Annotated in this window: 28 protein-coding genes, 1 tRNA gene and 1 pseudogene; 11 read left to right on the top strand and 19 right to left on the bottom strand. The window is 63.8% G+C overall.

All coding sequences use genetic code 11. The features are described from left to right. Positions 1–36: 36 nt before the first annotated feature. The 5 genes from J1C48_RS04495 to J1C48_RS04475 all read right to left on the bottom strand — a co-directional run bounded on the left by J1C48_RS04495 (position 37) and on the right by J1C48_RS04475 (position 5,052). The gene (locus tag J1C48_RS04495) at positions 37–522 is read right to left on the bottom strand and encodes an HK97 family phage prohead protease (protein ID WP_207256510.1); all 486 of its coding nucleotides are present in this window, start codon (positions 520–522) and stop codon (positions 37–39) included. Then, positions 506–1,720 carry a phage portal protein gene (locus J1C48_RS04490; RefSeq protein ID WP_231081573.1) on the bottom strand — a complete coding sequence of 405 codons (1,215 nt, stop codon included), beginning with the start codon at positions 1,718–1,720 and terminating at the stop codon, positions 506–508. The genes J1C48_RS04495 and J1C48_RS04490 overlap by 17 nt, the downstream gene beginning before the upstream one ends. A 47-nt stretch (positions 1,721–1,767) precedes the next feature. Then, complete coding sequence (locus tag J1C48_RS04485; protein WP_231081572.1) at positions 1,768–3,162, bottom strand: DNA-packaging protein; 1,395 nt, start codon at positions 3,160–3,162, stop codon at positions 1,768–1,770. Beyond that, positions 3,149–3,679 (bottom strand): hypothetical protein, encoded by a 531-nt coding sequence (locus tag J1C48_RS04480; RefSeq protein WP_207256509.1) that lies wholly within the window; start codon positions 3,677–3,679, stop codon positions 3,149–3,151. Before J1C48_RS04480 ends, J1C48_RS04485 begins: the two co-directional genes overlap by 14 nt. A 578-nt stretch (positions 3,680–4,257) precedes the next feature. Then, positions 4,258–5,052 (bottom strand): class I SAM-dependent methyltransferase, encoded by a 795-nt coding sequence (locus J1C48_RS04475; protein WP_207256508.1) that lies wholly within the window; start codon positions 5,050–5,052, stop codon positions 4,258–4,260. 123 nt (positions 5,053–5,175) lie between these two features. Here J1C48_RS04475 and J1C48_RS04470 point away from each other — a divergent pair, with 123 nt between their 5' ends. Genes J1C48_RS04470 through J1C48_RS04460 form a run of 3 tightly spaced genes read left to right on the top strand, consistent with a single transcriptional unit; the run spans position 5,176 to position 8,155 of the window. Further along, positions 5,176–6,309, top strand: coding sequence for an ABC transporter substrate-binding protein (locus J1C48_RS04470; protein ID WP_207256507.1), 1,134 nt, complete (start codon positions 5,176–5,178; stop codon positions 6,307–6,309). A 20-nt stretch (positions 6,310–6,329) separates the two neighbouring features. Further along, positions 6,330–7,406: a FecCD family ABC transporter permease gene (locus tag J1C48_RS04465; RefSeq protein WP_207256506.1), complete on the top strand. Its 1,077-nt coding sequence runs from the start codon at positions 6,330–6,332 to the stop codon at positions 7,404–7,406. Next, a complete protein-coding gene (locus tag J1C48_RS04460) occupies positions 7,400–8,155 on the top strand; it encodes an ABC transporter ATP-binding protein (RefSeq protein ID WP_207256505.1) in 756 nt (251 codons plus the stop codon). Before J1C48_RS04465 ends, J1C48_RS04460 begins: the two co-directional genes overlap by 7 nt. A gap of 414 nt (positions 8,156–8,569) precedes the next feature. Here the strand turns inward: J1C48_RS04460 and J1C48_RS04455 are convergent, their stop codons facing one another. From J1C48_RS04455 to J1C48_RS04430, 6 genes and pseudogenes are all read right to left on the bottom strand, one after another. Beyond that, positions 8,570–9,013, bottom strand: a complete 444-nt coding sequence (locus J1C48_RS04455) for a hypothetical protein (RefSeq protein WP_207256504.1) — start codon at positions 9,011–9,013, stop codon at positions 8,570–8,572. Continuing rightward, positions 9,006–9,461: a Panacea domain-containing protein gene (locus J1C48_RS04450; RefSeq protein WP_207256503.1), complete on the bottom strand. Its 456-nt coding sequence runs from the start codon at positions 9,459–9,461 to the stop codon at positions 9,006–9,008. The genes J1C48_RS04455 and J1C48_RS04450 overlap by 8 nt, the downstream gene beginning before the upstream one ends. Before the next feature lie 84 nt (positions 9,462–9,545). Beyond that, a pseudogene (locus tag J1C48_RS04445) lies at positions 9,546–9,899 on the bottom strand (tyrosine-type recombinase/integrase); the annotation flags it as partial. Positions 9,900–10,101: 202 nt separating this feature from the next. Beyond that, the gene (locus tag J1C48_RS04440) at positions 10,102–10,383 is read right to left on the bottom strand and encodes a hypothetical protein (protein WP_207256501.1); all 282 of its coding nucleotides are present in this window, start codon (positions 10,381–10,383) and stop codon (positions 10,102–10,104) included. A gap of 112 nt (positions 10,384–10,495) precedes the next feature. After that, positions 10,496–10,572: transfer RNA gene (locus tag J1C48_RS04435), tRNA-Arg, on the bottom strand. A 281-nt stretch (positions 10,573–10,853) separates the two neighbouring features. After that, complete coding sequence (locus J1C48_RS04430) at positions 10,854–11,492, bottom strand: thiamine diphosphokinase (protein WP_207256500.1); 639 nt, start codon at positions 11,490–11,492, stop codon at positions 10,854–10,856. Between the two features lie 259 nt (positions 11,493–11,751). Here J1C48_RS04430 and J1C48_RS04425 point away from each other — a divergent pair, with 259 nt between their 5' ends. The 4 genes from J1C48_RS04425 (at position 11,752) to J1C48_RS04410 (ending at position 15,022) form a co-directional block, all read left to right on the top strand. Further along, positions 11,752–12,783 (top strand): aspartate-semialdehyde dehydrogenase, encoded by a 1,032-nt coding sequence (locus J1C48_RS04425; RefSeq protein ID WP_207256499.1) that lies wholly within the window; start codon positions 11,752–11,754, stop codon positions 12,781–12,783. 114 nt (positions 12,784–12,897) lie between these two features. Beyond that, complete coding sequence (locus J1C48_RS04420; protein ID WP_207256498.1) at positions 12,898–13,062, top strand: hypothetical protein; 165 nt, start codon at positions 12,898–12,900, stop codon at positions 13,060–13,062. A 104-nt stretch (positions 13,063–13,166) separates the two neighbouring features. Beyond that, on the top strand, positions 13,167–14,186 hold the full coding sequence (locus tag J1C48_RS04415; protein ID WP_207256497.1) for a phosphotransferase enzyme family protein: 1,020 nt from the start codon (positions 13,167–13,169) through the stop codon (positions 14,184–14,186). A 170-nt stretch (positions 14,187–14,356) separates the two neighbouring features. Beyond that, on the top strand, positions 14,357–15,022 hold the full coding sequence (locus J1C48_RS04410) for a YiaD family glycine zipper/OmpA-like lipoprotein (protein ID WP_207256641.1): 666 nt from the start codon (positions 14,357–14,359) through the stop codon (positions 15,020–15,022). 168 nt (positions 15,023–15,190) lie between these two features. Here the strand turns inward: J1C48_RS04410 and J1C48_RS04405 are convergent, their stop codons facing one another. After that, positions 15,191–15,406, bottom strand: a complete 216-nt coding sequence (locus J1C48_RS04405) for a hypothetical protein (protein ID WP_207256496.1) — start codon at positions 15,404–15,406, stop codon at positions 15,191–15,193. Positions 15,407–15,628: 222 nt separating this feature from the next. On the opposite strand from J1C48_RS04405, the gene fumC reads away from it, so the two are divergent. Continuing rightward, entirely contained in the window at positions 15,629–17,017 is a 1,389-nt protein-coding gene (gene fumC, locus J1C48_RS04400) for a class II fumarate hydratase (protein ID WP_207256495.1), read from the top strand. Positions 17,018–17,076: 59 nt separating this feature from the next. On the opposite strand, the gene J1C48_RS04395 is transcribed toward fumC, so the two are convergent. The 5 genes from J1C48_RS04395 to hisS form a co-directional block, all read right to left on the bottom strand. Beyond that, the gene (locus J1C48_RS04395) at positions 17,077–17,559 is read right to left on the bottom strand and encodes a hypothetical protein (protein ID WP_207256494.1); all 483 of its coding nucleotides are present in this window, start codon (positions 17,557–17,559) and stop codon (positions 17,077–17,079) included. Positions 17,560–17,691: 132 nt separating this feature from the next. After that, positions 17,692–18,597 (bottom strand): intradiol ring-cleavage dioxygenase, encoded by a 906-nt coding sequence (locus J1C48_RS04390; protein ID WP_207256493.1) that lies wholly within the window; start codon positions 18,595–18,597, stop codon positions 17,692–17,694. A gap of 119 nt (positions 18,598–18,716) precedes the next feature. Next, complete coding sequence (hisG, locus tag J1C48_RS04385) at positions 18,717–19,409, bottom strand: ATP phosphoribosyltransferase (protein WP_207256492.1); 693 nt, start codon at positions 19,407–19,409, stop codon at positions 18,717–18,719. After that, on the bottom strand, positions 19,406–20,545 hold the full coding sequence (locus J1C48_RS04380) for an ATP phosphoribosyltransferase regulatory subunit (protein WP_207256491.1): 1,140 nt from the start codon (positions 20,543–20,545) through the stop codon (positions 19,406–19,408). The genes hisG and J1C48_RS04380 overlap by 4 nt, the downstream gene beginning before the upstream one ends. 4 nt (positions 20,546–20,549) lie before the next feature. After that, on the bottom strand, positions 20,550–22,100 hold the full coding sequence (gene hisS, locus J1C48_RS04375; RefSeq protein WP_207256490.1) for a histidine--tRNA ligase: 1,551 nt from the start codon (positions 22,098–22,100) through the stop codon (positions 20,550–20,552). A gap of 239 nt (positions 22,101–22,339) precedes the next feature. Between hisS and J1C48_RS04370 the strand changes: the two genes are divergently transcribed. Continuing rightward, positions 22,340–22,630, top strand: coding sequence for a FitA-like ribbon-helix-helix domain-containing protein (locus J1C48_RS04370; RefSeq protein WP_207256489.1), 291 nt, complete (start codon positions 22,340–22,342; stop codon positions 22,628–22,630). 6 nt (positions 22,631–22,636) lie between these two features. Continuing rightward, on the top strand, positions 22,637–23,056 hold the full coding sequence (locus tag J1C48_RS04365) for a type II toxin-antitoxin system VapC family toxin (protein ID WP_207256488.1): 420 nt from the start codon (positions 22,637–22,639) through the stop codon (positions 23,054–23,056). Between the two features lie 30 nt (positions 23,057–23,086). Here J1C48_RS04365 and J1C48_RS04360 read toward each other — a convergent pair whose 3' ends face one another. Continuing rightward, a complete protein-coding gene (locus J1C48_RS04360) occupies positions 23,087–24,568 on the bottom strand; it encodes a UdgX family uracil-DNA binding protein (RefSeq protein ID WP_207256487.1) in 1,482 nt (493 codons plus the stop codon). A 93-nt stretch (positions 24,569–24,661) separates the two neighbouring features. On the opposite strand from J1C48_RS04360, the gene J1C48_RS04355 reads away from it, so the two are divergent. Further along, positions 24,662–24,931, top strand: coding sequence for a type II toxin-antitoxin system prevent-host-death family antitoxin (locus J1C48_RS04355; protein ID WP_207256486.1), 270 nt, complete (start codon positions 24,662–24,664; stop codon positions 24,929–24,931). 195 nt (positions 24,932–25,126) lie between these two features. Here the strand turns inward: J1C48_RS04355 and J1C48_RS04350 are convergent, their stop codons facing one another. Further along, positions 25,127–26,374 (bottom strand): putative DNA modification/repair radical SAM protein, encoded by a 1,248-nt coding sequence (locus J1C48_RS04350; protein ID WP_207256485.1) that lies wholly within the window; start codon positions 26,372–26,374, stop codon positions 25,127–25,129. Positions 26,375–26,566: the final 192 nt, after the last annotated feature.

The following is a 26,566-nucleotide window of genomic DNA, read 5'->3' as shown; positions in this document are numbered from 1 at the left end:
GTGATCGATAATCGGTGTTCAGCTCCGCCCCTGCCTTCAGGCCGCCGGTTCGGCGACGAGCGTCAGCCGCGCCCGCTGCTGCATGGGGAAGGTAACGAGGGAAATTTCCCAAAGGTCGATGGTGACCAGGCGGCGCCGCGCTCCGGCCGCGGCCCGCCGGGCGAGCCGGGTGCGAAAGCCGATCGACAGCCCGTCGATCGCGCCGGCCGCCGCGAGCCCCGCCGCCTCGCGTCCGGCTTGGGTGCCGAGCGCGAAGCGGCCGAGCACGAAGAGACCGACCTCGTCCTCGACGATCCTCTGCCAGCGGCCGATCGGCCGGGCGGGATCGTGCTGCCAAAGCATGCGGACATCGCCCGGCTGCCGGTGCAGCAAAGAGGCGCTGAAGGCGCCGCGCTCGATTCGGTCGCCGGCAAGATCGATCTCGCCGAAAAGCGCCGCGTAGCCGGATAGAAGCGGCGGCGGCGGCGATGGCGTCGCCGCAAAGCGTCGGTGCAGCGCGGCCAGTTCAGTCCTCGGCGCCATAGCCGACCGCCTCCCGCTTTTCCGCCCGCGTCAGGAAATCGGCCGCGCCGACCCGCGTCCACAGCGCCTCGCGCTCCGCCGACAGCCCCTCCACCGCGTCGAGATCGAAGCCGAGCCGCAATCCGGGCTCGCCGAGATGCGCGCCGAGCCAGTCGCCGAGCGCGCCGCTGATCCGCTTGACCAGCGGCAGCACCGTCAGCCGATAGAGCGCCCGGTTCGCCTCGGCGTAATTCGAGTAGGTGGCGTCGCCCGGAATGCCGAGCAGCATCGGCGGCACGCCGAAGGCGAGCGCGATGTCGCGGGCCGCGCCGTTCTTGGCCTCGATGAAGTCCATGTCCTTCGGCGTCAGCGCCATTGCCTTCCACTCCAGCCCGCCTTCGAGCAGCAGCGGCCGGCCGGCACGGACAGCGCCTGCATAGCCGGTTTCGAGTTCGCTCTTCAGCCGGGCGAACTGGTCGGGCGAGAGGCTAGCGCCGCCCTCCGATTTATAGATCAGCGCGCCGGATGGGCGGGCCGAATTGTCGAGCAGCGCCTTGTTCCAGCGGCCGGCGGCGTTGTGAAGATCGAGCGCGGCCTGCGCGCTGGCGAGGGGCGGATAGCCCTTCAGATCAGCGAGGGGATGAAACAGAGCCAAGTGCAAAAGGCTTGACGGCGTGCCCGCCTCACCCTCGGCGGCGATGCGTTTGCTGGTCGACCCGACCCGGTATTCGTAGGCGACCGGCCAACCGTCATCGCCCTCGATCACCCGGATGCGATCCGGCCGCAAAACGTGCAGCGCCTTGATCTCGCCGCCAAACATCGCCGCTTCGACATAGGCGTTGCCGGCCATGAGCAAGAAGCCGCAGATCGCCTCGATGAAGGCCGAAGTGCTCTGCATCGGGTTTGGCCGGTGCAGAAGATCGAGCAGCCGGTTGGCGCTGACCTCCTCAGCCCCGTCGTAAAGAACCAACGGAATCGCCGCTGCGGCCTCGCTGATCAGCCGCACGGAGCGATAGACCACCGGGTTCTGCATGAAGCCGGTCCGGGCGAGCGAGGGGAAAGAGCGCTCGGTGAACACCGGATCGCCGCCGCCGGTGAAGATCAGCGTGCCGGTCACCGGCGTCGCGGCCTTCGCTTCGTGGGCGCCCGGCGCGGTGCGCTCGGCCGCGCGCCGACGCCCCGCCCCCAGCCAATCGGCCATGGATCGCACAAGACTCATGCCTGTCTCCGATACCGTCACGATTGGCGGACAGGCCGCCGAAGGGTTCAAAGTTCGCGAATTCGGGGGCCGCTGCCGTCGCCGGCGAGCGCATTGACAGCCCAGACCAGGGCGTCGAGGCGATCGGGCGAGCGGCCACCGGACAGGCCGTCGGGGCCGAAATCCGCCATCTCGTCTTCCAACTCCGGAAACCGCCCGGCATGGCGCACCCGGCCGCGTTCGTAGAGCGCCGCGACGGGCTCGGCCCGCAGCCACTTGCCGCGGCTTGCGCGCACCGCCTGAAACGGCGTGTCCGGTTCGACGGCGCGGATCACCGCCTCGACCATGTCGCCGCCCTGATTGACCTCGGCGACGATCCGGTCGGCCTGCCACTGCCGATAGAGCCCGATCGCCGCCCGCGCCCATTCATGCGGCTTGGCCCGGCGCCGGCTGTGATCGGCGAGGATGTAGATGGTGCCGTCCGGGCCGCGCCCCGCCGCGACGATGCCGCAGGCATCCGAGCGCTGATGGGCGCTTGCCGGCGGATCGACCGCGACGACGATGCGGCCGAGGTTCTCCGGCACCGCACAGCGTTCGCGCTCGATGCGGGCGAGATCGAACAGGGCGTCCTCGCGCAGCGCCAGAATTTCGCCGTCGAGTTCCTGCCGACCCAGCCGCGTACCGCCGTAACGCTCCGTCATCGCGGCGAAAAACCCCGGCGCCAGATTGCCGGCATTATCCACCGTCCGCATGTGGGTGGTCACCGTCGACGGGTCGGCCATCAACCGCTTCAGCAACGGGATCGGCCGAGGCGTCGTGGTGAAGATCGCCCGCGGATCGCGCCCCAGCCGGAGCGCCAGTTGCAGATTGTCGAATGAGGCCTCGCCATGCACCCATTTCGCCAATTCGTCGCCCCAGGCGAGATCGAACTGATAGCCGCGCAGGGCGTCCGGATCTTCCGACGAGAAGATCTGCGCGACCGCCCCGCTGGCAAAGACCAGCCGGCGCCGGCTGACCTCAAAGACCGGCCGCCGGTAGCCTGTGACGGACAGAAGCCCGCTTTCGCCATCGATCATCACCTCGCGGGCATCGGCCAAGGTTTCGGCGACGAGGCCGATCCGCATCGCCGGAGTTTCGGCGAAGGGCGGCTCGCCCGCCGCCATCGCGCTCACCCATTCGGCGCCCGCCCGCGTCTTGCCCGAGCCACGGCCGCCGACGATCAGCCATTGCCGCCAGCGCCCCGGCACCGGTAGCTGGGCCGGCCGCGCCAAAGCCAGCCACGGCGGCGTCTCCCCCACCAACACCCGGCCGCTTGTTTGCCCGACCAACCGCTCGGTCCGATCCCAAAATCGGCTGTCGCCCTCTTCCCTCTCCGCCGCGTTGCCGCAACCGATCGCTTGCATTGGCGAACCGTCACCGACCGGCCCCTCTCCGACGACGGGAGCCTCGTCATTGCGAGCCATCGAAACTCCGGCGGTCCCCATCACCGCCCGGCTCGGCGGTGTCCAACGTTCCGTCTTCAGCCGCTTCGGACTCGAAGTCGGCCAAGAGCCGCGCCGCCGCCGCATCGAGAGCGTAGTTGCCATCCCCGTCGAACAAGCGCGATCCGCCGGGCCGCCGGGCATCCAGCGCCCGAAGACGTCGCATAAAGTCATCGCGCAGCCGCTGAACCTCGCTGTCGTCCGCGTCGCCGTCGCGGGCCTCGCGCCCCCGCAGCTCCAAGAGCTTTTCCAAGGTGCGAGTCAGGAGGCTCAAGACGTCGGCGCGCTCCTTGAAGCCAATTTTCGTCCCGCCCGACGCGGCCGCCCGGGCGGCCGAGCCGCCCGCCTCCGAGGCTCGCCCGTCACCGCTGCGACGCGCCGTCTCCTCGTTCTGATCGACGGCTTCGCTTTTTGGATTAAATTCCTTTCCGCAGGCCTCCAATCGCGCCACCTCACGCGACAGCAGCGCAAACAGCCGATTCGACAACAATTCCGCCATTCAGTCCTCGACGCGCCACATCTCATCAGGGCAGCAGCCCGAAGATCGAAGGCGATATTCGGCTCCAGCATCGGCCCGAACATCGGACTCGATTGTCGGCAACGTACGATGCGGAGAATGACTCAGAGTGCGCTTGCTTTGTGCGTTCTATCGGGCGCACGGCGCGCTCAGCACCATGTTCGAGACCATTTGCCGAGAACAGCTTTGCGTCACCGCAAACGCATGGCGGCCGAACCAGACCTTGGCATCAGCCGCGCCAGGCTTCCGGAACCGAAAGAGCAAGCCCACGTCCTCGGGCGCCCCTCACGAACGTGTTGATGATGCCGACAACTTAGAGGAGGACCGTGACGCTGTCAAGGAATATTTTCATATAACCTTCGCCCGCCACGAAGGACAAAAATCAGTTGCGACATTCCGGACCGCATCAGCACGTCGCTGTCAACCATCGAAGAGACAACGGCCTGAAGCGAGACGCGCTCACCCGTCCAACGCTGCCGTCGCGAAAAATGGACTCATTCCGTCGCGATCAGAGCACACACTTCAATTTCCCGCGTTCAATCGACCACAGCGCAGACCCGCTAACCGGTGGGTTTTGTGACGCAAATTGCATAGCGATCCTGGGTGAGCCGCTCGAAGCCCTGGAGCAACGTCATCTTTCGAGCTTGCGCCCAGTGGATGTCGCCCATCGACCGATCGACCACCGGATCGACAAATCCCGCCTTTTGCAACAGCGCCACCACGGCCTCGGCCGGCATCATTGCGGAGAAATAGACCTGCTCTCGGATCCGTCGATGGCGCTCGGCAGCCGCCAGATCGGTGACAACCCCCGCACCGTTCGGCTGGCCGGTCAGCTTTTCCCAGGCCTTGCGGATTCGCGTGCCCAGGCAGGTTGCATCCTGATTGGTATCGACGATCAGAAGCTTTCCGCCCGGCTTCAGCAGAGCGAACCATTCAGCAAAGGCGGCAGACGGATCGACCAGCGTCCAGACCAGGTGCCGATTGGTGATCACGTCATAGCTTTCCCGCGGTTCCATGGTGTTTTCGGCATCGCGCATGACGAACCGGATATCGGCACCGCGCGCCTCGGCCTTACGCCTGGCCCGCGCCAGCATGTCCTCGGACCAGTCCGCGCCGGTCACCTGGAAGCCGAGATCGTCGAGCAGGTGCGAAATCACCGCCGTGCCGCAAGCCAAATCCAGCGCCGCCCGGCCCTGTCCCGCGCCGAGATGTTTGCGCAGCAGGCGGTGCCAGCCGCGCCGCTCGGCCTCGGAAAAAATCTCGTGGCCGACACTCTCGTCGAAGCTGGCCGCCCGCATCGACCAGTAGTCGCGGATTTCGTCACGAATTGAATAGTTTGTCTCGACGCTGCGCATGCTCGGCTGATTCCCTCGCCCTGATTTCTATAAATCATTGGAATTACTATAAAAAATAGTAGTTGATTAATACCGTCAGCTTTTATACGCGCCTACATATTGAGTTTTTGACTGGGGTTCAAAATGAAAATGATGCAACGCCTCGCAGGCCTCCTATTCGCCTTTTTCGCCTTCGTCACGCCGGTTCTGGCGCAAGGTTTCACCATCACCGACATCGCCGGGCGGCAGGTGCATTTCGACAAACCGGTCAGCCGCGTGGTCCTCGGCGAAGGACGGATGATCTACGCGATTGCAGCGATCGAGTCGGGAAATCCTTTTTCCAAGGTTGTGGCATGGCGCAACGATCTTTGGCTGACTGATCTCGACCTCTACAACGCCTATGTGGCTAAATATCCCAAGGTGAAGGACCTTCCCTTCATCGGCAGTCTGTTTGACGGCACGCTGCAGCCTGAGATGATCATCGCGCTGCATCCGGACGTGGTCCTCCTGCCCATCGGCAACAAGCAAGCGGCTGAAGAAGGCGGCTTCGACAAGGCTTTGGACAGCGCCGGAATCAAGCTCGTCTACATCGATTTTCGACAGAAAATCCTTGAGGACACCGTGCCGAGCCTGCACATTCTCGGTCAGGTCTTTGGTCAGGAGCAGCGTGCCAATGAAGTCGCAGCTTATTCGCAGGCGCAGCTCGCCCGGGTCGAAAGCGTGCTGAAGAAGGCCAATGCGCCGCGGCCGAGTGTCTTCATGTACCGGGCGGCCGGACTCTTGGATTGCTGCGCCACCTTCGGGCCGGGCAACTTCGGCCTCATGGTCGAACTCGCCGGCGGTCGCAATATCGGCTCGGACTTCCTGCCGAGCTTTTCCGGCACGATCAATCCCGAACAGGTGATCGCCTCAAATCCCGACGTGATCGTGGCGACCGGCTCCAACTGGACGCATGCGCACGGCATGCCGAATTACGTCAAGGTTGGACCGGATGCAGCCAAGGACGCTGATGCAGGCCGGGCGGCTCTCAAGAAGCTGATGCAGGACCCTGCTTTCACCGGTTCCAAGGCGGTGGCAAACGGCAAGGTCTATGCCATTTGGCACCAGTTCTACGACAGCCCTTACCAGTTCGTCGCCATCCAGCAGTTGGCCAAGTGGTTCCATCCGGACCTGTTCAAGGATCTCGACCCGGATGCCACCTTCGCCGACTTCTCCAAGAAGTTCCTGCCCCTGCCTTATCAGCCAGGCTATTGGCTGTCGATTAGGCCCAAGGGCTGAGCGGAAGAAGGACAGGGCTGATGGCTCACCTTAGCGCCGCTGAGAGCGCAGAGGTAGCGGTGGCGGGGCGCGGTCAATACCGCGCCCTTGCTCGTCGCAAATTGCTGATTTTAATGGGATTGGCGCTGGCGCTCTGCCTGTCCCTCTGTGTCGACTTAGCATGGGGCCCAGCCCGATACGGCCTCGATCAGGTCGCAGTGGCGCTGTTCGATCCGAGCGGTGTCTCGCCGGTGGTCAGGACGGTCGTTTGGAGCATCCGCATGCCGGTCGCCATCATGGCAATCGTGGTCGGGGCCTGCCTATCGACCGCCGGCGCAGAAATGCAGACGATCCTCGCCAACCCGCTCGCCAGCCCCTTCACCCTCGGCATTTCCGCCGCGGCGAGCTTTGGCGCCGCGCTGGCGATCGTCGCCAGTGTGCCATTTCTGCCGATACCGCCAGACTATGCGGTGCCAGCCTATGCGTTCATGACGGCGCTGATCGCCACCGTCGTCATTCACTTCTTCGCCCAGGCGCGGGGAACGAGCGTCCAGACCGTGGTACTGCTCGGCATCGCCCTGGTCTTCACGTTCAACGCTCTCTTGGCCTTCATCGAGTTTCTGGCGTCCCAACAAGCGCTCCAGACCGTGGTGTTCTGGACGATGGGGAGCCTCGGCAAGGCAACCTGGCCGAAGATCGGGATCACGCTCGCCGTCTTGATACTGTCGTTGCCGCTCTTTGCCCGCAACGCCTGGGCGCTGACGGCGATGCGGCTGGGCGACGAAAAGGCGGCAAGCTTCGGGGTCAAAGTCCGGCGCATCCGTCTCGAGACCATGCTGGTTGTGTCGCTGCTTGCCGCGGTGCCCGTCAGCTTCGTTGGCACGATCGGCTTTGTCGGGCTTGTCGGCCCGCATATGGCGCGCATCATTGTCGGCGAAGATCAGCGATTCTTTCTGCCCGCTGCGGCACTCTGCGGGGCGCTGTTGCTGTCTCTGACCTCGATCGTCTCCAAGTCGCTGATTCCGGGCGTGGTCTTTCCGATCGGCATCATCACGGCACTGGTGGGCGTGCCCTTCTTCTTCTCGCTCATCCTTTCCAATATGAGGCGGGCATGGTGACGCTGAGGCTTGAAGACGTCGGGGCCCGCCATGGGCGTCGCCAGACCCTGACGGCGGTCACCACTCCCAGGCTTGCGGGCGGTGAAATCGTGGCGGTGATCGGCCCGAACGCCGCCGGCAAATCGACGCTGTTCAAGCGCATCGCCGGCCTGATACCCGGACCGGGAGAGGTTCACCTCGACGGCACGGACAAGGCAGGCAAGGCGATCGCATATATGCCGCAGGATACCGGCGCGAATGCGGTCCTCACGGTCTATGAATCGGTCCTGCTCGCCCGCAAGCAGGGGCAGTCCTGGACGGTCGACGAGGCCGAGCTGATCGAGATCGACGCCGTCTTGGCAGCGCTCAACATCGCCGATATCGGGCAGCGCCCTCTCGACGCGCTTTCCGGCGGCCAGCGCCAGCTTGTCGCCATCGCCCAGACCTTGGTGCGCGCGCCCGACATCATGCTGATGGACGAGCCAACCAGCGCCCTCGACATCTACCGGCAGGTCGAGGTTCTGCAGCTCATGCAGAATGAGGCGCGCCGGCGCGGCATGCTGGTGATGATCGCCATCCACGACCTCAATCAAGCGCTGCGCTTCGCCGACAAGGCGATCGTCATCGTTGACGGACGGCTGCGCGCCTGCGGTCCCTGCGCCGAGGTGATCACCGCGGACATGCTGCGCGAGGTCTATCGCATCGAGGCCCGCATCGAGAAGTGCTCGCGCGATTTCGATCACGTCATCGTCGACGGCAAGGCCGCCTGAACGCGATGCTGTTCGTCGCCCACGGCTGGGCCCGGCTGGGCCCGCCAAAGCGGATCATGGGAACCTGCGCCGCCATCGAACGGAACGCACGGCCGCGACGACCCAAGCGCAAAAATTCGCCCGCGAGAAGAAGGCCAACCGGCGCGCCAAACCCGCCATGGCCGAGACCGCAATCGGCGCGCGGCCCGGTGCCGTGGCCGAATGAAAAACGGGTTCGCGGATGCAACGCCCAGAGACTGCGTGAGACCGTGAGACGTCCCAAACGATGTCAAACATTCCTGCGATCGGCGTCGACGATAATTGATTTCACTGGTGATCCCGACAGGATTCGAACCTGTGACCCTCAGATTAGGAATGAAGCGCGGGCCATTGCTTTATATAAATAAAATGATGCCATGTCGCAGACATGTTGCATTAAGTCGATGGACCACCGGTCGCCTTAAACGCTTCAGCCGCCAAATTGGCCACTGGAGATCCATCCATATCCTCCCCTTTTCGACGGTAAGCACCGATCAGTATTGTGATAGTTATCGCTGTTATCGATGCGATCGGAGCGACAAACAAAACCATTACTAACGAACTCGGGGCAGTAAGGAATTTCCAGTACGTGAACCAGCTTGACGCCGAAACTAAAAGAATTCCAAGAAAAACCACAACAAAAACTGCGAATGTGAGCGCAGACCAACGGACAATCACGCGTTGCCTGATCTCCTTTATAATGAGATCTCGTTCTTGAGCCTCTTGAGAGAGCTTGTGCGCATCCCGCGCTGTCTCCAGCACTGCGATGCGCCGCTCGAGCTCTTTGGCGATATCTGACGGCGGAGCATCTACAGGGAGTTGCGGCGGCACATCAGACATTCTTCGCCGCAGCTCGTTTAGACTCGTAGTGTGCCCGAATGAGATCATTCGGGATCGGTGCAAACCAACCTCGCTGGCGGGTTGCGGTATCCCACGGACCGCCTGGTTCATGAGTGAGATTCGAAAGCTGGACTGCGCCCATTGATCCGTAGATCTGGTAAATCTGTTCTAGCAAATGCCGATCCGAGGGCTCAATCTGCCCACTGGGAAGAGACAGAGGCGCTGTTATCTCCACGCCCTGATTTCGATAGGCCGCGTAGACATCCGGTATCACAGGACCGTACTTCCACGCCTCAATCTTGTTGAGGACCAGCGGTGCCTTCCGCATCTCAAGATGCCAACCATGGGCAATATAAACCAGCTTCAGAAGCTGCATAATGGTGAGACGCTTGCCTTCGCTGGCGGCTCTGCTCACAAACCAATTGGCAATGAAACGAGCATCGTACATCACTGCCTCCCTATGTTCGCAGCTTATCCATCGGTAGCACTCAGATAGCACTGACTTGCATTGATTGCGACACGTGGACGAGAATCAGGTCAGAAGCGCTGCCTCAGCAGCAGCCAGCTCGTCGGCATCATCACCGCGCGGGAACAGGTGCCCATAGACGTCCATCGTCATCGTGATGGTGCTGTGGCCCATGCGCTCCTGAACGACCTTCGGCGGCAGGCCGAGTCCTCCATCCTCCTTCCGGTTGATCAGCCAGGACGCGTAGAAGTGCCGGAGGCTGTGCATGCCGGTGTATTTCGCGGCGAGGATCGCCCTGCCCTTCTTGTCGCGCTCGGCCGTGTCCACCGCCACGCCGGCCCGGATCATCGTCGGGTGAAGCCCACGGGTCGCGATGTTCTTCAGGCCTTCGACGTTACCAGCGCCGGTCGGGAAGACGAGATCCCATGTCTTGTAGAGCGCCAGGGTCTCGCACTTATCCGATGCCCCATGTCTCTAAAATCCACAGTTGATTTGCATAGTAAAGCGACACACACACTCCTCGATCACCCCAAGACCGAGCGTCTGGAGGGCGGCATCCTCGCCGAGCACGTGTTGCTGACAGGCTGACCAGCGGGTGCACTGAGCGACCGTCGGTGGCAGCCTACCTCTTGTAGGATTCGCCCATTCGACGGAGCACTTTCGCCATCATCTCGAAAGACTGCGCCAACGTATCGTGCGAGCGAAACACCATCCCGTCGATGCCATCGCCTTCATCGCCAGCGAGAACGGTGAAGCTGGCGACCGGTTCGGGTTCGCTCTCCGAATTGAGCGTCACGCTGAAATTCACGAATCCTTTGCCGGAAGCTGCGTGGACCGCGACGCTGGAAAAGATGCACATCGCGTCCGTCGTTTCGATAATAAGCCCCATCCCGAGCCCTCCCATGTCGCGTGGAGCTGCCGAGTCTCGCAGGAAACCCCTGAAAATCAAGGGAACTCACTGCAACATGGATGCGACATGGAAGCGAAGAAATTCAGGGCTAAGCCTCTGAAATAATTGGTGATCCCGACAGGATTCGAACCTGTGACCCTCAGATTAGGAATCTGATGCTCTATCCTGCTGAGCTACGGGACCACGCGCGAGCGACCATAGTCAACTCCCCCCCCCAGGCCAAGGCCGGATCTCGGCATTTTCGCTTCGGATCGCAGGCGATTGCCAGGGATCCGTTTCCTGACGCAGCGTTTTGAAAAGCGACATCGATTTCTGCGAAGAGACGGCGCGCCCAACCGACGAGGCGGAGCGTTCGGTCTGCGTCCGGTCGAACGCACCACCCCAATATGTGGTGTTTTTGCAAGATTTCGATTCGGGCCGAACCGACAAACCAAAGGTATCGGCAAAATCGCTGCGCGAGCTGCTCACCGCACCGAGGAATCGGCCTGGGCAAGCAGAATGGCCGCGCCCTTGGCGAGACGCACCGTAATCGGCCCGGCGGCCTCATTCGACTGGGTGAGGATCGAGGTGAAGGGCAGCGCGACGTCATTTAGCGGCCACTTGGCGCCTTCGATGGTCAGCCCCTCGACATCGGAGAATTTCAGCACGGAGAACTGCGTCCCGGGCAAAAGATCGGCGCGAAGGGGCTCGGTGTCCAACGGATAGGCGTCTTCAATGCCGTCGTGAAGTGCGACTGCCAGACCCGTTCCGGCATAGCGCAGCGCCAGGATGAAATGGGCAAAAGCGTGGTCGCTGCGCGGTCCGCCAAGGGCGCCGACGAGGGTCAGCCGGCTTGCCCCACGGGCGACCGCCGCCTCGATGGCAAGTTCGCCGTCGGTCTGATCCTTGTCGCGGCCAAAAGTCGTTCGCTCGATACCGGAAAAGGCGTCCGGCACATGGGGAGCGGAATCGAAGTCGCCGACCCACAACTCGGGAACCAAGCCAAGAGCGACGGCGTGGCGGATACCGGCATCGGCGGCGATCACCCGCGCTCCGGCGAGCCGCTGCCGCAGGGCCGGCGTCGGCACCATGCGGCCGGCGAGCAGGATGGCGAAATGCGACATCGTGATGTCCTTGATTGCGGGGCGGCACAGGGCCCGCCTCCATCACGTCCGAAGCGATGCAAACCCGACGGCTTTCAATGCCGAAAATCCGGTAATTGACAAGTCTGCCGATCCAACGCATATCGCTCGACATGACCGTACGCTCCGTGCCCACGAAAACGTCGATTAGCTGACCCCTCGCCCCGCTTGTCTCCCCCGGGGCGGAGGACGAGCGTGCTTGATCGAAAGTCAGGGGAGAGCGAGAGAAGGTCGAATCCCCATGGGTTACAAGGTTGCCGTCGTCGGCGCCACCGGCAATGTCGGTCGCGAAATGCTGACGATCCTTGAAGAACGCGGTTTTCCCGCCGATGAAGTAGTGGCACTCGCCTCCCGCCGATCGGTCGGCCAAGAAGTCTCCTACGGCGACAAGACACTCAAGGTGAAGGCACTCGAAGGCTATGATTTCTCCGACGTCGACATCGCCTTGATGAGCGCCGGCGGCGAGGTCTCGAAGGTATGGTCGCCGAAGATCGGTGCCCAGGGCTGCGTCGTCATCGATAACTCCTCGGCCTGGCGCTACGATCAGGACGTTCCGCTGATCGTGCCGGAGGTCAATGCCGACGCCGTCACCGGCTTTGCCAAGAAGAACATTATCGCCAATCCGAACTGCTCGACCGCCCAGCTCGTCGTCGCGCTGAAGCCGCTGCACGATCATGCCAAGATCAAACGTGTGGTGGTGGCCACCTATCAGTCGGTCTCCGGTGCCGGCAAGGAAGGCATGGACGAGCTCTTCGAGCAGTCGCGCGCGGTCTTCGTCGCCGATCCGGTGGAGAAGAAGAAGTTCACCAAGCGCATCGCCTTCAACGTCATTCCCCATATCGACGTTTTCATGGAAGACGGCTCGACCAAGGAAGAATGGAAGGTGATGGCCGAGACCAAGAAGATGCTCGATCCGAAGATCAAGGTCACCTGCACCGCCGTGCGCGTGCCGGTCTTCATCGGCCATTCGGAAGCGGTGAATATCGAGTTCGAAAAGCCGATCACCGCCGACGAGGCCCGCGATATCCTGCGCGAGGCGCCGGGCTGCCTGGTCATCGACAAGCATGAGGACGGCGGCTACGTCACGCCTTACGAGTCGGCCGGCGAGGATGCGACCTACATCTCGCGCATCCGCGAGGATCAGACCATCGACAACGGCCTCAACATCTGGGTCGTCTCCGACAATCTGCGCAAGGGCGCGGCGCTGAACACGGTTCAGATCGCCGAGCTGTTGGTCAATCGCGGCCTTCTCAAGCAGCGCCGCGCCGCCTGACCTGATCGAAATCCGGAGGCGGACTGTCCGCCTCCGGATGCCGCCTCTTCCTCTGACCATTTCGCCGGTGGCTGCCGAAACGTCGCGCCGCGCGGATGGCGGATGTTTGGGGGATTGACGACGCTCGACGACGATCTCGACACGGTGGCGCTCGCCGAATTGATCCGCGGCCAGGCGGTCAGCCCGCGCGAGGCGCTGGCGGCAGCCGACGCCGGCACCCGGAGAACCGCTCGCCAAACGCGCCACAAGCAGAAAAACTATGTGCACCGGCGGTGGTGAGCTGAGCACGATGCGCTGGCCGGCGAAACGGGACGAATGGCCAACAACGCGGCGGTATGGTGGCTCCAGGAGGAGGCCAACGCCCGAAGACCCGGCGAACGTTGATGACAAATCCTCTGCCCGTCCTTTACGCCACACCGACACCGCAAGCCGTGGCGGCCCTCGTCGAGGCCCACTATCCGATCGGGCCGATTGCGCGCTGCAGCCTCCTCAATCGCGGCTTCAACGATTGCTACGAAATTCGCACGCGTGACGAAGAACGCTTCGTCGCGCGAGTGTCCGGCAGGCGGCTGCGAGGGGAAGCGGATGTTGCCGCCGAGACGGCCTTCATCGCCTATCTCGACGCCGAAGGCGTTCCAGTCGCTGCGCCGTTCGCCGGACAGAACGGCGCGCTGTTCGCCACGGCCGAGTTGCCGCAAGGCAGCCGTCCGCTCGTCCTCTTCCGGCATGTCGACGGCCGTGTCCCAAATCTTGATTCAGCCGCCGATGCCCACCTTCAAGGCGTTGCCCTTGCGCGCCTGCATGCGGCGAGCGCCGCCTATCCGAAGGCGGCGGAGGGACGCCACCGCCTTGATCTCGACCAGCTTCTCCACGGCCCGGTCGCCGCCATTCGGCGCACGGTCGAAACCGTGCTTGGCGTCGGGCCGTCGCTGCCGGAGAGCGCGGAGGCCATCGCCGCGCGGCTCGCCGACCGCGTCGCAGCGTTGGACGATCGCCTGACCCGCATCCGCTGCCATGGCGATTGCCACGGCCTTAATGCCCGGCTTCCCGAGACCGGACCGCTCGCCGGCCAAGCCGTGCTCTTTGATTTTGACGACGGCGGTTTTGGCTATCTCGCCTACGATCTCGCGGTCCATCTGTGGGCGCAGGTCTCGTTCGGCCGGCGCCGCCACGCGATCTGGCGCGCCTTCGATGCCGGCTATCGCTCGGCCCGGCCGGTCGCGGCGATCGACGAAGCGGCGATCGCGATCTTTGTCGCCATCCGCCATCTCTGGCTCATCGGCAATTTCGCCGACAAGACTGCGGAATGGGGCAGCGAAAATTTCACGGCGGAGTGGCTCGGCCGGCAGCTCGAATTCCTGAACGACTGGGAGGTAAGCCAGCTCCGTCCCCGGCTGCTGTGAGCGTCGGCGCCCGTCGCTCCAGGCAGATGCGGCCAATTTGCAACAAGTTGTGCAAAATCGCCCACGGTCCGCGACAGCCCTATTCCAGCCAAGTGTGACCGGTATCGGGGCGCTAAAGAAACCAACGGCGCCGGCGGCGACGCCCGCCCACTCGATAGGCTGGTCAGAACCTGATGAGAAAACTTGCCCTCGCGCTTGCGCTTACCGCCGCTGTCGCCGGCTGCACCACCGATCCCTATACCGGTGAGGAGAAGATCTCCAACACGCTCGGCGGGGCCGGCATCGGCGCCGGTATCGGCGCGCTCGGCGGCTATGTGGTTGGCCGCGCCACCGGCCACAATGCCGGCAAGGCCGCGCTGATCGGGGCCGGCATCGGCGCGCTGTCGGGCGGCGGCATCGGTCTTTATATGGACAATCAGGAAGCCAAGCTGCGCCAGCAGCTGCGCGGCACCGGCGTTTCGGTCACCCGCGTCGGCGACCGCATCATCCTGAACATGCCATCGAACATCACCTTCCCGACCGATCAGGCGTCGATCCTCTCCGGTTTCTATCCGACGCTGAACTCCGTCGCCTTGGTTCTGAAGGAGTTCGACAAGTCGATCGTCGACGTCGACGGTTTCACCGACAGCACCGGCTCGGCCGATTACAATTTGCGGCTTTCGCAGGATCGCGCCAGCTCGGTCAGCCAGTATCTGGCCAGCCAGGGCATCGATCCGCGGCGCCTCAACACCCAGGGCTTCGGTGAAACCCGGCCGGTCGCCACCAATGCGACGGAAGCGGGCCGCGCTCAAAATCGCCGGGTCGAAATCTCGATCTCGCCGCTGACCTCCGGCTGATCCGACCAGATCCGATAAACAAAAAAGAGGGGGCGGGCGTTTGATCGCCCACCCCCTCTCATTTGTCTTGGATCGATCTCAGCGGCCACAACCCCGATCAGAGCATCTCACCAGAATTTATGGCGGCGGAAAGCCGAAGGATCGCCGGACCCGTCCGCTTCCCGCTGCTCAGTAGTGCCGGCCGATATAACCGCCGGCGACCGCACCGCCGACACCGCCGACAATCGCGCCGCCCGTGCCCGCCACCGCATTGCCGATCACCGCGCCGCTGGCGCCGCCGATTCCCGCGCCCGCCAAGGTGCGCTGGGTGCGGCTGCAGCCCGTCGAGATCGCCAGCGCCGCGACCATTGCCAGCACGGCGCCGCTCCTCACCATGGTCCTCATGTCCTGTCCTCCGAAAACCTGAAACATCTGCCTGACAGGAGAGATTGGGCAGCGTTACAAATCGGCAAGGTCGCCGCAGCAGAGGCAATCGGACGCAGCGGGATCTTCATCCATCCGCCGAGCAATCCTCTTGACGCGATTTTAGCGCCGCGTCGCTCTTCCGATCCGCGCCTTGCGCCGCTATTGGCATTCCAACCAGACCGTCCAGAGGAAGGGCTCAGCGTGACGACACGAACAGAAACCGATTCCATCGGCGCGATCGAAGTCGCAAACGACCGCTATTGGGGGGCGCAGACCGAGCGCTCGCGCAACAATTTCAAAATCGGCACCGAGCGCCAGCCGCTGCCGCTGATCCGGGCGCTGGCCACCGTCAAGAAGGCGGCGGCGCGGGTCAATGCGGAAAAAGGCAAACTGCCCACCGATCTGCGCGACGCGATCGAAAAGGCCGCTGACGAGATCATCGCCGGCAAGCTCGACGATCACTTCCCGCTGGTCGTCTATCAGACCGGCTCGGGCACCCAGTCCAACATGAACGTCAACGAGGTGATCTCCAACCGGGCGATCGAAATGCTCGGCGGCGAGATTGGTTCGAAGACGCCGGTTCATCCGAACGACCACGTCAATATGAGCCAGTCGTCGAACGACGTCTTCCCGACGGCGATGCATGTCGCGACCGTGGTCGAGGCGAAGGCGCGGCTTTTGCCGGCGCTTCAAACCCTCCACGCCTCGCTCGACAAGAAAGCCAAAGCCTTCGAGGGCATTATCAAGATCGGCCGTACCCATACCCAGGACGCGACCCCGGTCACGCTCGGCCAGGAATTTTCCGGCTATGCGATGGCGCTCCAGCTTGCCGAGACGCGCATCGACCAGGCGCTCGACGGCGTCTTGGCGCTCGCCCAGGGCGGGACCGCCGTCGGCACCGGCCTCAACGCCCCGGTCGGCTTCGACACGGCGATCGCCGCCGAAATCGCCACGCTCACCGGCCATCCTTTCCGCACCGCCGAGAACAAGTTCGAGGCGCTGGCCTCGCACGGCGCGTTGACCTTCTTCCACGGCGCCTTGAACACGCTCGCCGCCGATCTGATGAAGATCGCCAACGATATCCGCTTCCTCGGTTCGGGCCCGCGCTCGGGGCTTGGCGAATTGAACCTGCCGGCCAACGAGCCAGGCTCCTCGATCATGCCCGGCAAGGTCAACCCGACCCAGTGCGAGGCGCTGACCATGGTCGCGACCGAGATCATGGGCCACGAGACCACGGTGACCGTCGCCGCCTCGCAGGGCCATTTCGAGCTCAACGTCTTCAAGCCGGTGATCGCCAACGCCGTCCTCTCCTCGATCCGGCTGCTTGCCGACGGCATGGAGAGTTTTGCCGAGCATTGCGTCGACGGCATCGAGGCGAATGAGGAGCGGATCAACGCGCTGATGCAGCAGTCGCTGATGCTGGTGACGGCCCTCGCCCCGACGATCGGCTACGACAACGCCGCCAACATCGCCAAGACCGCTCACAAGAAAGGCACGACGCTCCGCGACGAGGCGATCGCCTCGGGCCTTGTCTCGGCCGACGACTACGACCGCATCGTCGATCCATCGACGATGATCGCACCGAAGTAAGTCGGCCCCGAACGACCGAGGGTCGGTGGTCGCGCGGCAGCCTTGTGTCAGGCCCATGATCAGGCCTGAGCAGCCTCGCTTTGCGCGGCGCCCGACTGAGGCATGTTGGCCTGATATTCCTGCTCGGCTTTGGCCGTCTGCTCGGCCTTGGCCGCCGTGCCATTCCCCGCGACGTCATCGCTCTGGCTGGCCTCCTTGGCGGCGCTGATCGCCGTCGTATCGACCCGCGCCGTCACCTTGTAGGGATTTTGCGCCTCGTCGGTGCCGGACGCACCATTTGCCGGCGCATTGGCGCTCTGCTGGGTCGTGGAGGTCGATGTGCTGGCGGCGCTTTGCTGGGCCGCCGCCAATTGCGCGGTGTATTTGGCGACCGCCGCCTCCTGCGTCGCCGTCTCGTCGGCATCGCCCGACTGCTCGGCTTCGGCGAGTGCCTGTTGTGCCGCCGCCAGCTTTGCCGCGATCGCCGAAGCATCATCGCCACTGGAGCTGTCGCTCGAGATGAGGGGCGTCGCCGAGGGACTCGATCCGATGGTCAGTGACATGGCGGTTCCTTCGTCATGCTGGGTGAATGTCAGATGTCGACACCAGCTACACACACAAACGTGAAGCGAACCTTGCGGTAGGTCACGGCTATTTGTAACGAAGCATTGCGGCGACGACGCGCCGCGACCGCTTTATTCGGACACGATAATGCCGGCGACGCCGGGAACGAGCGAGGCCTTCGGATCGCCGCGCTCCGGCGGTGGGCCACCAGCGCCACCCGGACCATCCGGACCACCAAAGCCGCCCGGCGGCGGACCGCTTTTGCCCTCGCCCATCGGCGGACCGTTGAATCCCTCGGCGCTATTGGATTTGGCAGCCGGATCGACGCCGACGATGAGTGCCGCGAGATACCGCGTGCCCTGCTCGGTGATCGCCGCATGCGACGCAGCGCCGGCCTCTCGAGCGATGCCGTCGCTGGCGTTCAGCGTGTCGCGTACCGCCTTGCGCATCGAATAGGGTGGCACCTTGTCGTAAATGAACTGGCTGAGCGCATAGGGAAAGAAAATCTGCCCGGTGAGAACATTCGTTGCGCTCAGAAACACTTTGAAATGAATATGCGTGGTGCGACTGCGATACCAACCGGGATAGATCGTGGTGAAATTCACCAAGCCGTTCGCATCGCTCATTTGTGTGCCACGCAAGAACGTCTCGCCTTTGGTCGAGACCGGATGATCGTGGTCGTCGCCCTGCCCGCCATAGTTCGAGTAAAGGCCGGTGGCGTCGCAGTGCCAGACGTCGACGCGCGCCTTCGCCAGGGGCTGGCAGGTCGCATCCACCACCTGCAGCCGCAGCAGGACCGGCACGCCAGGCCGCCCCTCGGTGATGTCGGCCCGCACCAGCTTGTCGTCGACGTAATAGGGACCTTCCGTCACATCCGGCAGCAGCCGGCAGACAGTCGCCCCGACGAGCATCGCGGCATTGCTCTGCTCGACCGCGAAGGCAGCGCGCGGGATCATCGCCCCGCTGGCGGTCACCGCGATCGCCGTCAGCGCCTGCCGGCGATTGAGCGCAAAGCCGCTGTCTTTCGGTTTTTCCATCGTCCTGTCCTCGAGAGTTTCTTGGCTCCATCGATCAGAGCCCTGCTATCGAGAACGGATATAAAGCTCGCGAAGCGATCACGCCGCCTCGCGCGTATTACGAGTTGTAACCGAGCGTTTCAGCCGCGAAAACGCCGCGCCAGATCTTCGGCGAGCGCTCTGTCGCCGGCCTCGCGTGGCCGGGTTTTGGAGCACAAGAGGCAGGCTTCGGACTTCAGGATCGTGCCGTCGGCGAGCACTTTCAACTGGTTCGCCGTCAGCGTCGAGCCGGTCGAGGTGATGTCGACGATGATGTCGGCCGAGCCCGCCGCCGGCGCGCCCTCTGTCGCGCCGAGACTTTCGACGATGCGATAGCTCTGGATGCCGTGCAGCCGGGTGAAGAAGCCCTGAGTCAGGCGCCAATATTTCGTCGCGATGCGCAAGCGCCGGCCGTGACGGGCGCGGAACGAGCCGGCGATATCTCCGAGATCATCCATCGTCGCCACATCCACCCAGGCCTCAGGGACGGCGACGACGACATCGGCGTGGCCAAAGCTGAGCCTGGCGACAAAATCGACTTGGCCGTCCGCGTCCGGCATGCTCTCGCGGATCAGGTCCTCACCGGTGACGCCGAAGTCGATTGCCCCGTCACGCAGCTGGCGAGCGATCTCCGACGCCGACAGAAGCAGCACGTCCAGTCCGTCGAAGCCGGAGACCGACGTGCGATAGGAGCGCGTCTCGCCGGCGATCACGTCGATCCCGGCGGACTTCAGCGCCGCCAGCGATTTTTCCATCAGCCGGCCCTTGGAGGGAATGGCGAGGGTGAGGCTCATGCCGCGCCTCCACGGGTTTCGAGATCGGCCGCGACCCGGTCGAGCCACAGCGCGAAGCCGACCGCGGGGATCGGCTGGGTCGCGCCGAGCATCGTCATCAGGCGATCGTAGCGCCCGCCACCGGCCAGCGCATCGCTGCCGCCCGGCTGGCGCACCTCGAAGACGAGGCCGGTGTAATAATCGATCGGCCTGCCAAAGGCGGCACGATAGTTCAGGGCAGCCAAATCGACATTGGCCGCCTGCAGCGCGAGATTGCGGGTCTCGAACACGGTCATTGCCCGGCCGAGATCGAGACCGGCGCCGCCCATCAGCTCGGCGAGCCGATCCGCCGCCGCGTCCAACGAGCAGTCGATCGCCAGAAACGCTTCAAGCAGTTTCAGCGCGCCTTCGCCGAGCCGGGCTTCAGCCACCGCAACCTTTTCGATCAGCCGCGCGGCGATCTCGCCCGGCGAGCGGCCGGAATGAGGCGGCAGGCCAGCCTCCTCCATACGCGAACGTATGAGCCGCGTCAGGGCGCCCTCCTCGCGGTCGCGCGCCAGTTCGACGAGCTGTGGCTCGATGCCCTCGAGCGTGTCTTCCGGCCCCTTCGCCAAAGCGTCGAGCACCGCTTTCAACTGGTCGTCATGGCCAAAGGTGCGGATCAGCCGGCGCTGCCAGCCCTGGGGCAGACCAAGCGCCCGCAAGACCGCCTCGAACAGCCCCTGATCGCCGAGAATGACGTTGAGGCCAGCCGGGTCGAGACCGGCTGTCTGAAGCGCCGCCAGCGCATCGGCGAGCGCCCGCGCATCGGCCTCGGCGCGGTGGTCCTCGCCGAGATCCTCGATTCCGGCCTGGACGAACTCCGCCGGGCCATCGGCGCGCTGGCGAAACACCAGGCCGCGATAGCAATAGCGCTTGGGCAGCTCCGCCGCCTCTTCTATATGCCGAATACAGACGGGTATGGTAAAGTCCGGGCGCAGGCACAAGGTCTCGCCGCCCTCGCCCCTTGTCAGGAAGATGCGCCGGCGCAAGGCTTCGCCGGCCGTGTCGAGATAGGGCTCGGCGGGCAGGATAATCGGCGGCTCGGCCGCAAAGGCGCCCCGCGTTGCAAACAGCGCGTCGAGCGCCGGGCCGATGGTGTCGTTGCCAGCTTGCACGCCGTCAACCCTTCTCGCTCAGCGGGCGGGCGAGGATGCGCTTAACCGCTTCAACCAGCTCGGCCTCGTCGACGAGTTCCTGGCCGGCCCGCGCCTCGCGCCATTCGGCGTTGTCGGTGATGGTGGCGGAGAGTTCCTTGCCGAGGGCCAGATCCTTCACCTGGACCTTGCCGGCGGCCTTTTCGTCGCCGCCCTGGATGACGACGACCGGGGCATTGCGCCGATCGGCATATTGCAGCTGCTTGCCGAACTGTTTGGGATTGCCCTGGAACACCTCGACCGGCACAGGCGGCAAGGAGGGATCGTCATTGAGGGCGTTACGCAACAGCGTCGCCATCGCCTGATAATCGGCCATGCGGTCGCGGTCCATCACGGTGACGACCACCGGACCGGTGCGCTCCGACGTCTTGAGCCGGCCGAGATTTTTGAGCGCCGTCATCAGCCGCGACACGCCGATCGAAAAGCCCGTCGCCGGCACCGGCTGGCTCATGAAGCGCGAGACCAGCCCGTCATAGCGCCCGCCGCCGCCGACGGAGCCGAAGCGGACGACCTCGCCCTTCTCGTTGGTCACGTCGAAGAGGAGTTCGGCTTCGAAGACCGGTCCGGTGTAGTATTCGAGACCGCGGACGACGGAGGGATCGATCTTGACGCGGTCTGGGCCGTAACCGGCTGATCCGACAAAATCGGCAATCGACGCTAAGTCTTCGACACCTTCGTGAAATTTTGGATTTGTGCCAAAAGCTGAGGCCTTCAGCTGTCGAATTGCGTGGTTGTTCGTCCCATCCACAAATTCAGACATCGCCGCAGCGATATAATCGTCAACGATTTGCTGAATAGCGCGTTCGTTAAGTCCCGCACCCGGCGTGAAGTCTCCGCTTTCGTCTCTTCGACCCTCGCCGAGCAGAAGCCTGACCTCTGCGGTGGAGAATTTGTCCAGCTTGTCGATCGCCCGCAGCACCGTCAGCCGCCGTCCGGCATTCTCTTCGCCGCCGAGGCCGATCGCTTCCAGCACCCCGTCGAGCACCTTCCGGTTGTTCACCCGAATGACATACTGCCCGCGCTCGATGCCCAGCGCTTCCATCGTGTCGGCCATCATCATCGCCATCTCGGCGTCGGCCGAGACGTTCGGCGCGCCGACGATATCGGCGTCGAACTGCATGAACTGGCGAAAGCGCCCTGGCCCCGGCTTTTCGTTGCGGAAGACGTAGCCCGCCCGATAGCTGCGATAGGGTTTGGGCAGGGTCTCGAAATTTTCCGCCACATAGCGGGCGAGCGGCGCGGTGAGGTCGTAGCGGAGCGACATCCACTGCTCGTCGTCGTCCTCGATCGAGAAGACGCCCTCGTTCGGCCGGTCGCTATCCGGCAAAAACTTGCCGAGCGCATCGGTATATTCGAAAATCGGCGTCTCGACCGGCTCGAACCCGTAGGTCTCGTAGACCCGCCGGATCGTCGCCAGCATCGCGTCCTGCGCCCGCAGATCCGCGGCGTCGCGGTCGACGAAGCCGCGCGGCACCCGCGCCGTCACCCGTTTCGGCTTTTTCTGAGCCATATCCATTCACCAAAGCGTCCGACAAAGCCAAGGCGCAACCGGGCAAGGCGCGCGATCGTCTCTTCGTCACATGTCAATCTCTCGCGAGCGGCTTAGCTGATCATTTCCAAGGGCTCAAGCGGACGGCGCCTGAAGCACCGCGCTCCAGCATGGCCCGGGACCATAAGCAATACGGCGGCCGCCGCCCGCTGGATCAATCGCGCCATCCCGGCTACGATCTGATCACCGCTGCAGGGAGATGCCCGATGACCAGCCTGACGATCCACGATCTCGACGAGGAACTTACCCGTCACATCCGCGAACGCGCCGCCCAGCATGGCCGCTCGGTCGAGGCCGAGGCGGCGGTGATGCTGCGGGAAGCCTCGGGCGAGCCTCACATACCACCGCCTGAATCCGCTGAGGAAAGCGGGAAAAAGATCAATGGCGGGACGGAAAATCTCGTTGACGCCATTCGCAAACATTTCGAGCATCTGGGGGGCGTCGCATTGGATATCCCGCCCCGTGAACCCATGCGGAACCCGCCCCGTTTCAAATGACGCGCCATGATCGTTCTCGATACGAACGTCATCTCCGAGATCATCAAACCTCAGCCAGACCCCGTCGCAGCAGCCTGGCTCTCGGCGCAACCGAGGTCGAACTTTTACATTACCGCCGTCACGGAGGCCGAACTGCGTCTCGGTGTCGAAATTCTTCCCGAAGGTCGGCGCAAGGCCGCCCTGAGGATGGCGATCGAACGCGCCATCGAGCTGGCAATTGGCGACAGGACTCTCAGCTTCGATCGTGAGGCCGCGCGTCACTACGCAACCATTGCGAGCGCTTGCCGTCGGATCGGCCGCCCAATGACGCAATCAGACTGCCAGATCGCCGCCATCGCCCTCGCCCATCGTGCCGTGCTCGCCACGCGGAACGTCAAAGACTTCCAAAACTGCGGCGTCGCCCTCATCAATCCGTGGCAGCCTTGACGGCCGAACGGCCAGAGCCGGCTCGCCCCGTCAGCCGCCCACCGCCAGTTCCGGCACGGTCCGCAGCACAAGCGCCATATCGGCCTCGAACGCCTCGGTCTCCCGCGCCTTGGCGGCGGCGTCGGGCAAGCGCAGAATGTAGGACGGGTGAACGGTGACGAGAAGCCGCGTGTCGGCGTCGACATCAATCAACGTCGAGCGCGTCGCCTTGATCGTCACCGTCTTGCCGAGCACTGCGGCGGCAGCCGTCGCGCCGAGCGCCACGATCAGCTTCGGCCGCACCAGCCTGCGCTCCTGATTGAGCCACCAGCGGCAGATTTTGACCTCCCCCATAGTCGGCTTGGCATGGATGCGGCGCTTGCCCCGCGGCTCGAATTTGAAATGTTTGACGGCATTGGTGACGTAAGCTTGGCGCCGGTCGATCCCCGCCGCAGCCAATGCCTGATCGAAAACCTTTCCGGCCGGTCCGATAAACGGCTCGCCGGCGATATCCTCCTGATCGCCCGGCTGCTCGCCGACAAAGATCACCGGCGCATCGTCCGGCCCCTTGCCGAACACCGTCTGCGTCGCCGGCTCCCACAGCGGACAGGCCCGGCACTCTTCTGCCGCCTCGCGCGCCTCGGCGATCGTCTGCGGCAGGGCCGCTTCGTCACGGCCGATCGGCATCTCGTCGCGTGGCAAGCTCATGGCGCGCCGCTCCTCCTGTTTCGCATGGCGAAAACTCGGAAGGGTCGGCGCGGTTTCGAGCATGCGACGCTCAGCCGCCTTGGCGCCGGCGATCAGCGGTTTGACCAGCGCCGTTTCGGGCATGTTCGCCCAATATTTCTTCGGCATCTCGGCGGTCATCGCCTTCACCTTCAGCCGCGCCGGATTGAAGATCGAGGCGTAATAGGTCAGCCACAGCGCCTCCATGTCGTCGTCGCCGGGTGCCATGTCGCGGGTCGCGCCGGGCAGGAACGACAGCGCTTCGCCGTCCCAATGGGCGCTGCGCTCCGGCGTCAGGATCGTCCAGATCATGCCGGCAAAGCGCCGGGCAAAAAACGGCGCGGTCAGTTCGACGGTGTGGTGGAACGGCTCGAACCAGGCGACCGAATGACGGCCGAGCGCGCTGTCCTCGATCTCGCGAAACCGCACGAAGGCCTTCATTTTGTGGCTGTCGCGATGCACCGCCTTTACCATCTGCGTGGCACGAAGGATGTCCGGATCGGAGGCGATCTCCAGCAGCCGGCGCTCGCCTGATAGCCGCCACAACAGCCGATAGGCGAGGCTGAAACGATCCTCGTCGGCATGGCACACCATCTTGCGCGCGAGATCGGGAAACGCCCGCGGCACCGTCGGCTGCGCCGCATCGTCCGGCACCTGATCGGGCAGCGGCTCGGCGAAAAGCCCCGGCGCCGCTTCGCCGACAGTGAAGCTCAAATCCTCCGGCCGGGTGCCAAGCGCCAAGGCCCGCCGCGCCGCCTCGCGCCAACCGTCGAAGTCTGCCGGAAAGGCCAGCACCGCGTTGTACATGCGAAAATGCTCCCGAGGCCCTGAGACCTGTCAATTGAACAATCCGGTTGGGCGGCGCATTTTCGGTCCGACGAAGCCGCATGGGTCGACATCGTGGACCATAACCAGCGGCGCATTTCCGTGCGGGAGTTCAGCACGCACACATCAGCCGCCAAGAAGACTGCAGATGACACGCCTGTCGTCGTGACCGAAGCAGGACGGCCAACCCATGTCCTGATGCGTTACGACGACTATGAGCGACTTCAAGAGCGCAAGCCTTCGGCGCCCCCGATGTTTGCCGATTTGCCGCCAGAAGCGAATTTTGATTTCGATCCGCCTCGCGACAAATCGCTACCGGACGTCGCCGCGTTCGACCGCGACTGACGGATCTGTTCGATATGAACGTCGTTTTCGCACGTCGCCGACCCGACCACCTCGAGATCAGGAAACAATTCGCGCAACGTGATCGGCATGTCGAAAAGCAGCGCGTCAGACATGACGGGCTCCTGGGAATAGATCTCTTCGGCTCGACAGCCTGGGCAGCGTCCGGTCTCCAACGGGCAACGCTCTGCGCCGCCTCTAAAACAATTCCAGCTGGCTTGCCGCGCGCTTGGCCCGCGGCACGAACCGGTCGCGCAGGCCGTCCTCGTCAGTCAGCCCGCCCGGCGACCAGTCCAAGGCGGTGACAAAGGGCCGGACTTTATCGATCGATTGACAGAGCCGGGCGACGTCGTCGAGCCGCAAGGTCCGGTGCCGGCGGGTGGAGAGGATACGCTTGACAGCCCGGGTGCCAAGCCCCGGCACGCGCAACAGCATCTCGCGATCGGCGCGATTGACGTCGACCGGAAAACGCGCCCGATTCTTCAGCGCCCAGGCAAGCTTCGGATCGACGGTAAGGTCCAGCATCCCGCCCTCGCCGCCCGCGACGATCTCCGCCCGCTGAAAGCCGTAAAACCGCATCAGCCAGTCGGCCTGATAGAGCCGGTGCTCGCGCATCAAGGGCGGCTTGGCGAGCGGCAGCTTGGACGAGGCGTCGGGGATCGGCGAAAAGGCGGAATAATAGACCCGGCTGAGGCGATAGTTGCCGTAAAGATTTTCCGAGCGGGTGAGGACGTCATCGTCACTCGACAGATCCGCCCCGACGATCATCTGAGTCGACTGTCCACCCGCGGAAAAGCGCTTGGGCTTTAAGCGGTCGCGCTTTTCGCCCCGATGCTCTTCGATCTTCGCCCGCAGATGCCCCATGGAGCGGCGGATGTCGCGGGCGTCCTTTTCCGGTGCCAGCGCCGAGAGCGTCAGATCGGTCGGCAGTTCGATATTCACCGACAGGCGATCGGCGAAGAGCCCGGCGTCTTCTAACAATGCCGGCGATGCGTCCGGGATCGTCTTCAAATGGATGTAGCCGGAAAAGTTCTCCTCCAGCCGCAGCTTTTTGGCGATCCGGACCATCGCCTCCATCGTGTAGTCGGAGTTCTTGATGATGCCCGACGAAAGAAACAGCCCCTCGATATAGTTGCGGCGATAAAAGTTCATGGTCAGCGCCACGACCTCGTCCACCGAAAAGCGCGCCCGCTGCACGTTCGACGACGAGCGGTTGACGCAGTAGGCGCAGTCATAAATGCAGAAATTGGTGAGCAGGATTTTGAGCAGCGAGATGCAGCGCCCATCCGGCGCATAAGCGTGGCAGATGCCCGACCCTTCGGTCGAACCGATCCCCTTGGATTTCACGGAATTACGCCCCGCCGCGCCGGACGATGCGCAGGACGCGTCATATTTGGCGGCGTCGGACAGGATGGCGAGCTTCTGGCGCAGGTCGAGTGTCGGCATGATCGAGCTATAATGTTCCTGAAACGTTCCGTCTAGACATTGCCCCGCGCCCGATCGCCACAGGGGCAGGACAGGTCCCTCACGATCGGGCTGTCCGAAGCCTGAAAGACGGCGTTCGAAGCCTTTTGCCTGGGCTGATCAGAAATTCGTCATGAAGATGAACTGTTCGGCCGTTTCGACCGTTTCTTCCCT

Source organism: Jiella flava (assembly GCF_017349315.1).
GTDB lineage: Bacteria > Pseudomonadota > Alphaproteobacteria > Rhizobiales > Rhizobiaceae > Jiella > Jiella flava.
The sequence above is the reverse complement of the archived record's forward strand: the minus strand, read 5'-3'. Positions and strand labels throughout refer to the sequence as shown.

What these genes read in the sequence shown, in the direction of transcription:
- J1C48_RS04495 (WP_207256510.1), bottom strand. Translation starts at nt 522, where the DNA reads ATGGCGCCGAGGACTGAACTGGCCGCGCTGCACCGACGCTTTGCGGCG.
- J1C48_RS04490 (WP_231081573.1), bottom strand. Translation starts at nt 1,720, where the DNA reads ATGAGTCTTGTGCGATCCATGGCCGATTGGCTGGGGGCGGGGCGTCGG.
- J1C48_RS04485 (WP_231081572.1), bottom strand. Translation starts at nt 3,162, where the DNA reads ATGGCTCGCAATGACGAGGCTCCCGTCGTCGGAGAGGGGCCGGTCGGT.
- J1C48_RS04480 (WP_207256509.1), bottom strand. Translation starts at nt 3,679, where the DNA reads ATGGCGGAATTGTTGTCGAATCGGCTGTTTGCGCTGCTGTCGCGTGAG.
- J1C48_RS04475 (WP_207256508.1), bottom strand. Translation starts at nt 5,052, where the DNA reads ATGCGCAGCGTCGAGACAAACTATTCAATTCGTGACGAAATCCGCGAC.
- J1C48_RS04470 (WP_207256507.1), top strand. Translation starts at nt 5,176, where the DNA reads ATGAAAATGATGCAACGCCTCGCAGGCCTCCTATTCGCCTTTTTCGCC.
- J1C48_RS04465 (WP_207256506.1), top strand. Translation starts at nt 6,330, where the DNA reads ATGGCTCACCTTAGCGCCGCTGAGAGCGCAGAGGTAGCGGTGGCGGGG.
- J1C48_RS04460 (WP_207256505.1), top strand. Translation starts at nt 7,400, where the DNA reads ATGGTGACGCTGAGGCTTGAAGACGTCGGGGCCCGCCATGGGCGTCGC.
- J1C48_RS04455 (WP_207256504.1), bottom strand. Translation starts at nt 9,013, where the DNA reads ATGTCTGATGTGCCGCCGCAACTCCCTGTAGATGCTCCGCCGTCAGAT.
- J1C48_RS04450 (WP_207256503.1), bottom strand. Translation starts at nt 9,461, where the DNA reads ATGTACGATGCTCGTTTCATTGCCAATTGGTTTGTGAGCAGAGCCGCC.
- J1C48_RS04440 (WP_207256501.1), bottom strand. Translation starts at nt 10,383, where the DNA reads ATGGGAGGGCTCGGGATGGGGCTTATTATCGAAACGACGGACGCGATG.
- J1C48_RS04430 (WP_207256500.1), bottom strand. Translation starts at nt 11,492, where the DNA reads ATGTCGCATTTCGCCATCCTGCTCGCCGGCCGCATGGTGCCGACGCCG.
- J1C48_RS04425 (WP_207256499.1), top strand. Translation starts at nt 11,752, where the DNA reads ATGGGTTACAAGGTTGCCGTCGTCGGCGCCACCGGCAATGTCGGTCGC.
- J1C48_RS04415 (WP_207256497.1), top strand. Translation starts at nt 13,167, where the DNA reads ATGACAAATCCTCTGCCCGTCCTTTACGCCACACCGACACCGCAAGCC.
- J1C48_RS04405 (WP_207256496.1), bottom strand. Translation starts at nt 15,406, where the DNA reads ATGAGGACCATGGTGAGGAGCGGCGCCGTGCTGGCAATGGTCGCGGCG.
- J1C48_RS04395 (WP_207256494.1), bottom strand. Translation starts at nt 17,559, where the DNA reads ATGTCACTGACCATCGGATCGAGTCCCTCGGCGACGCCCCTCATCTCG.
- J1C48_RS04390 (WP_207256493.1), bottom strand. Translation starts at nt 18,597, where the DNA reads ATGGAAAAACCGAAAGACAGCGGCTTTGCGCTCAATCGCCGGCAGGCG.
- hisG (WP_207256492.1), bottom strand. Translation starts at nt 19,409, where the DNA reads ATGAGCCTCACCCTCGCCATTCCCTCCAAGGGCCGGCTGATGGAAAAA.
- hisS (WP_207256490.1), bottom strand. Translation starts at nt 22,100, where the DNA reads ATGGATATGGCTCAGAAAAAGCCGAAACGGGTGACGGCGCGGGTGCCG.
- J1C48_RS04370 (WP_207256489.1), top strand. Translation starts at nt 22,340, where the DNA reads ATGACCAGCCTGACGATCCACGATCTCGACGAGGAACTTACCCGTCAC.
- J1C48_RS04365 (WP_207256488.1), top strand. Translation starts at nt 22,637, where the DNA reads ATGATCGTTCTCGATACGAACGTCATCTCCGAGATCATCAAACCTCAG.
- J1C48_RS04360 (WP_207256487.1), bottom strand. Translation starts at nt 24,568, where the DNA reads ATGTACAACGCGGTGCTGGCCTTTCCGGCAGACTTCGACGGTTGGCGC.
- J1C48_RS04350 (WP_207256485.1), bottom strand. Translation starts at nt 26,374, where the DNA reads ATGCCGACACTCGACCTGCGCCAGAAGCTCGCCATCCTGTCCGACGCC.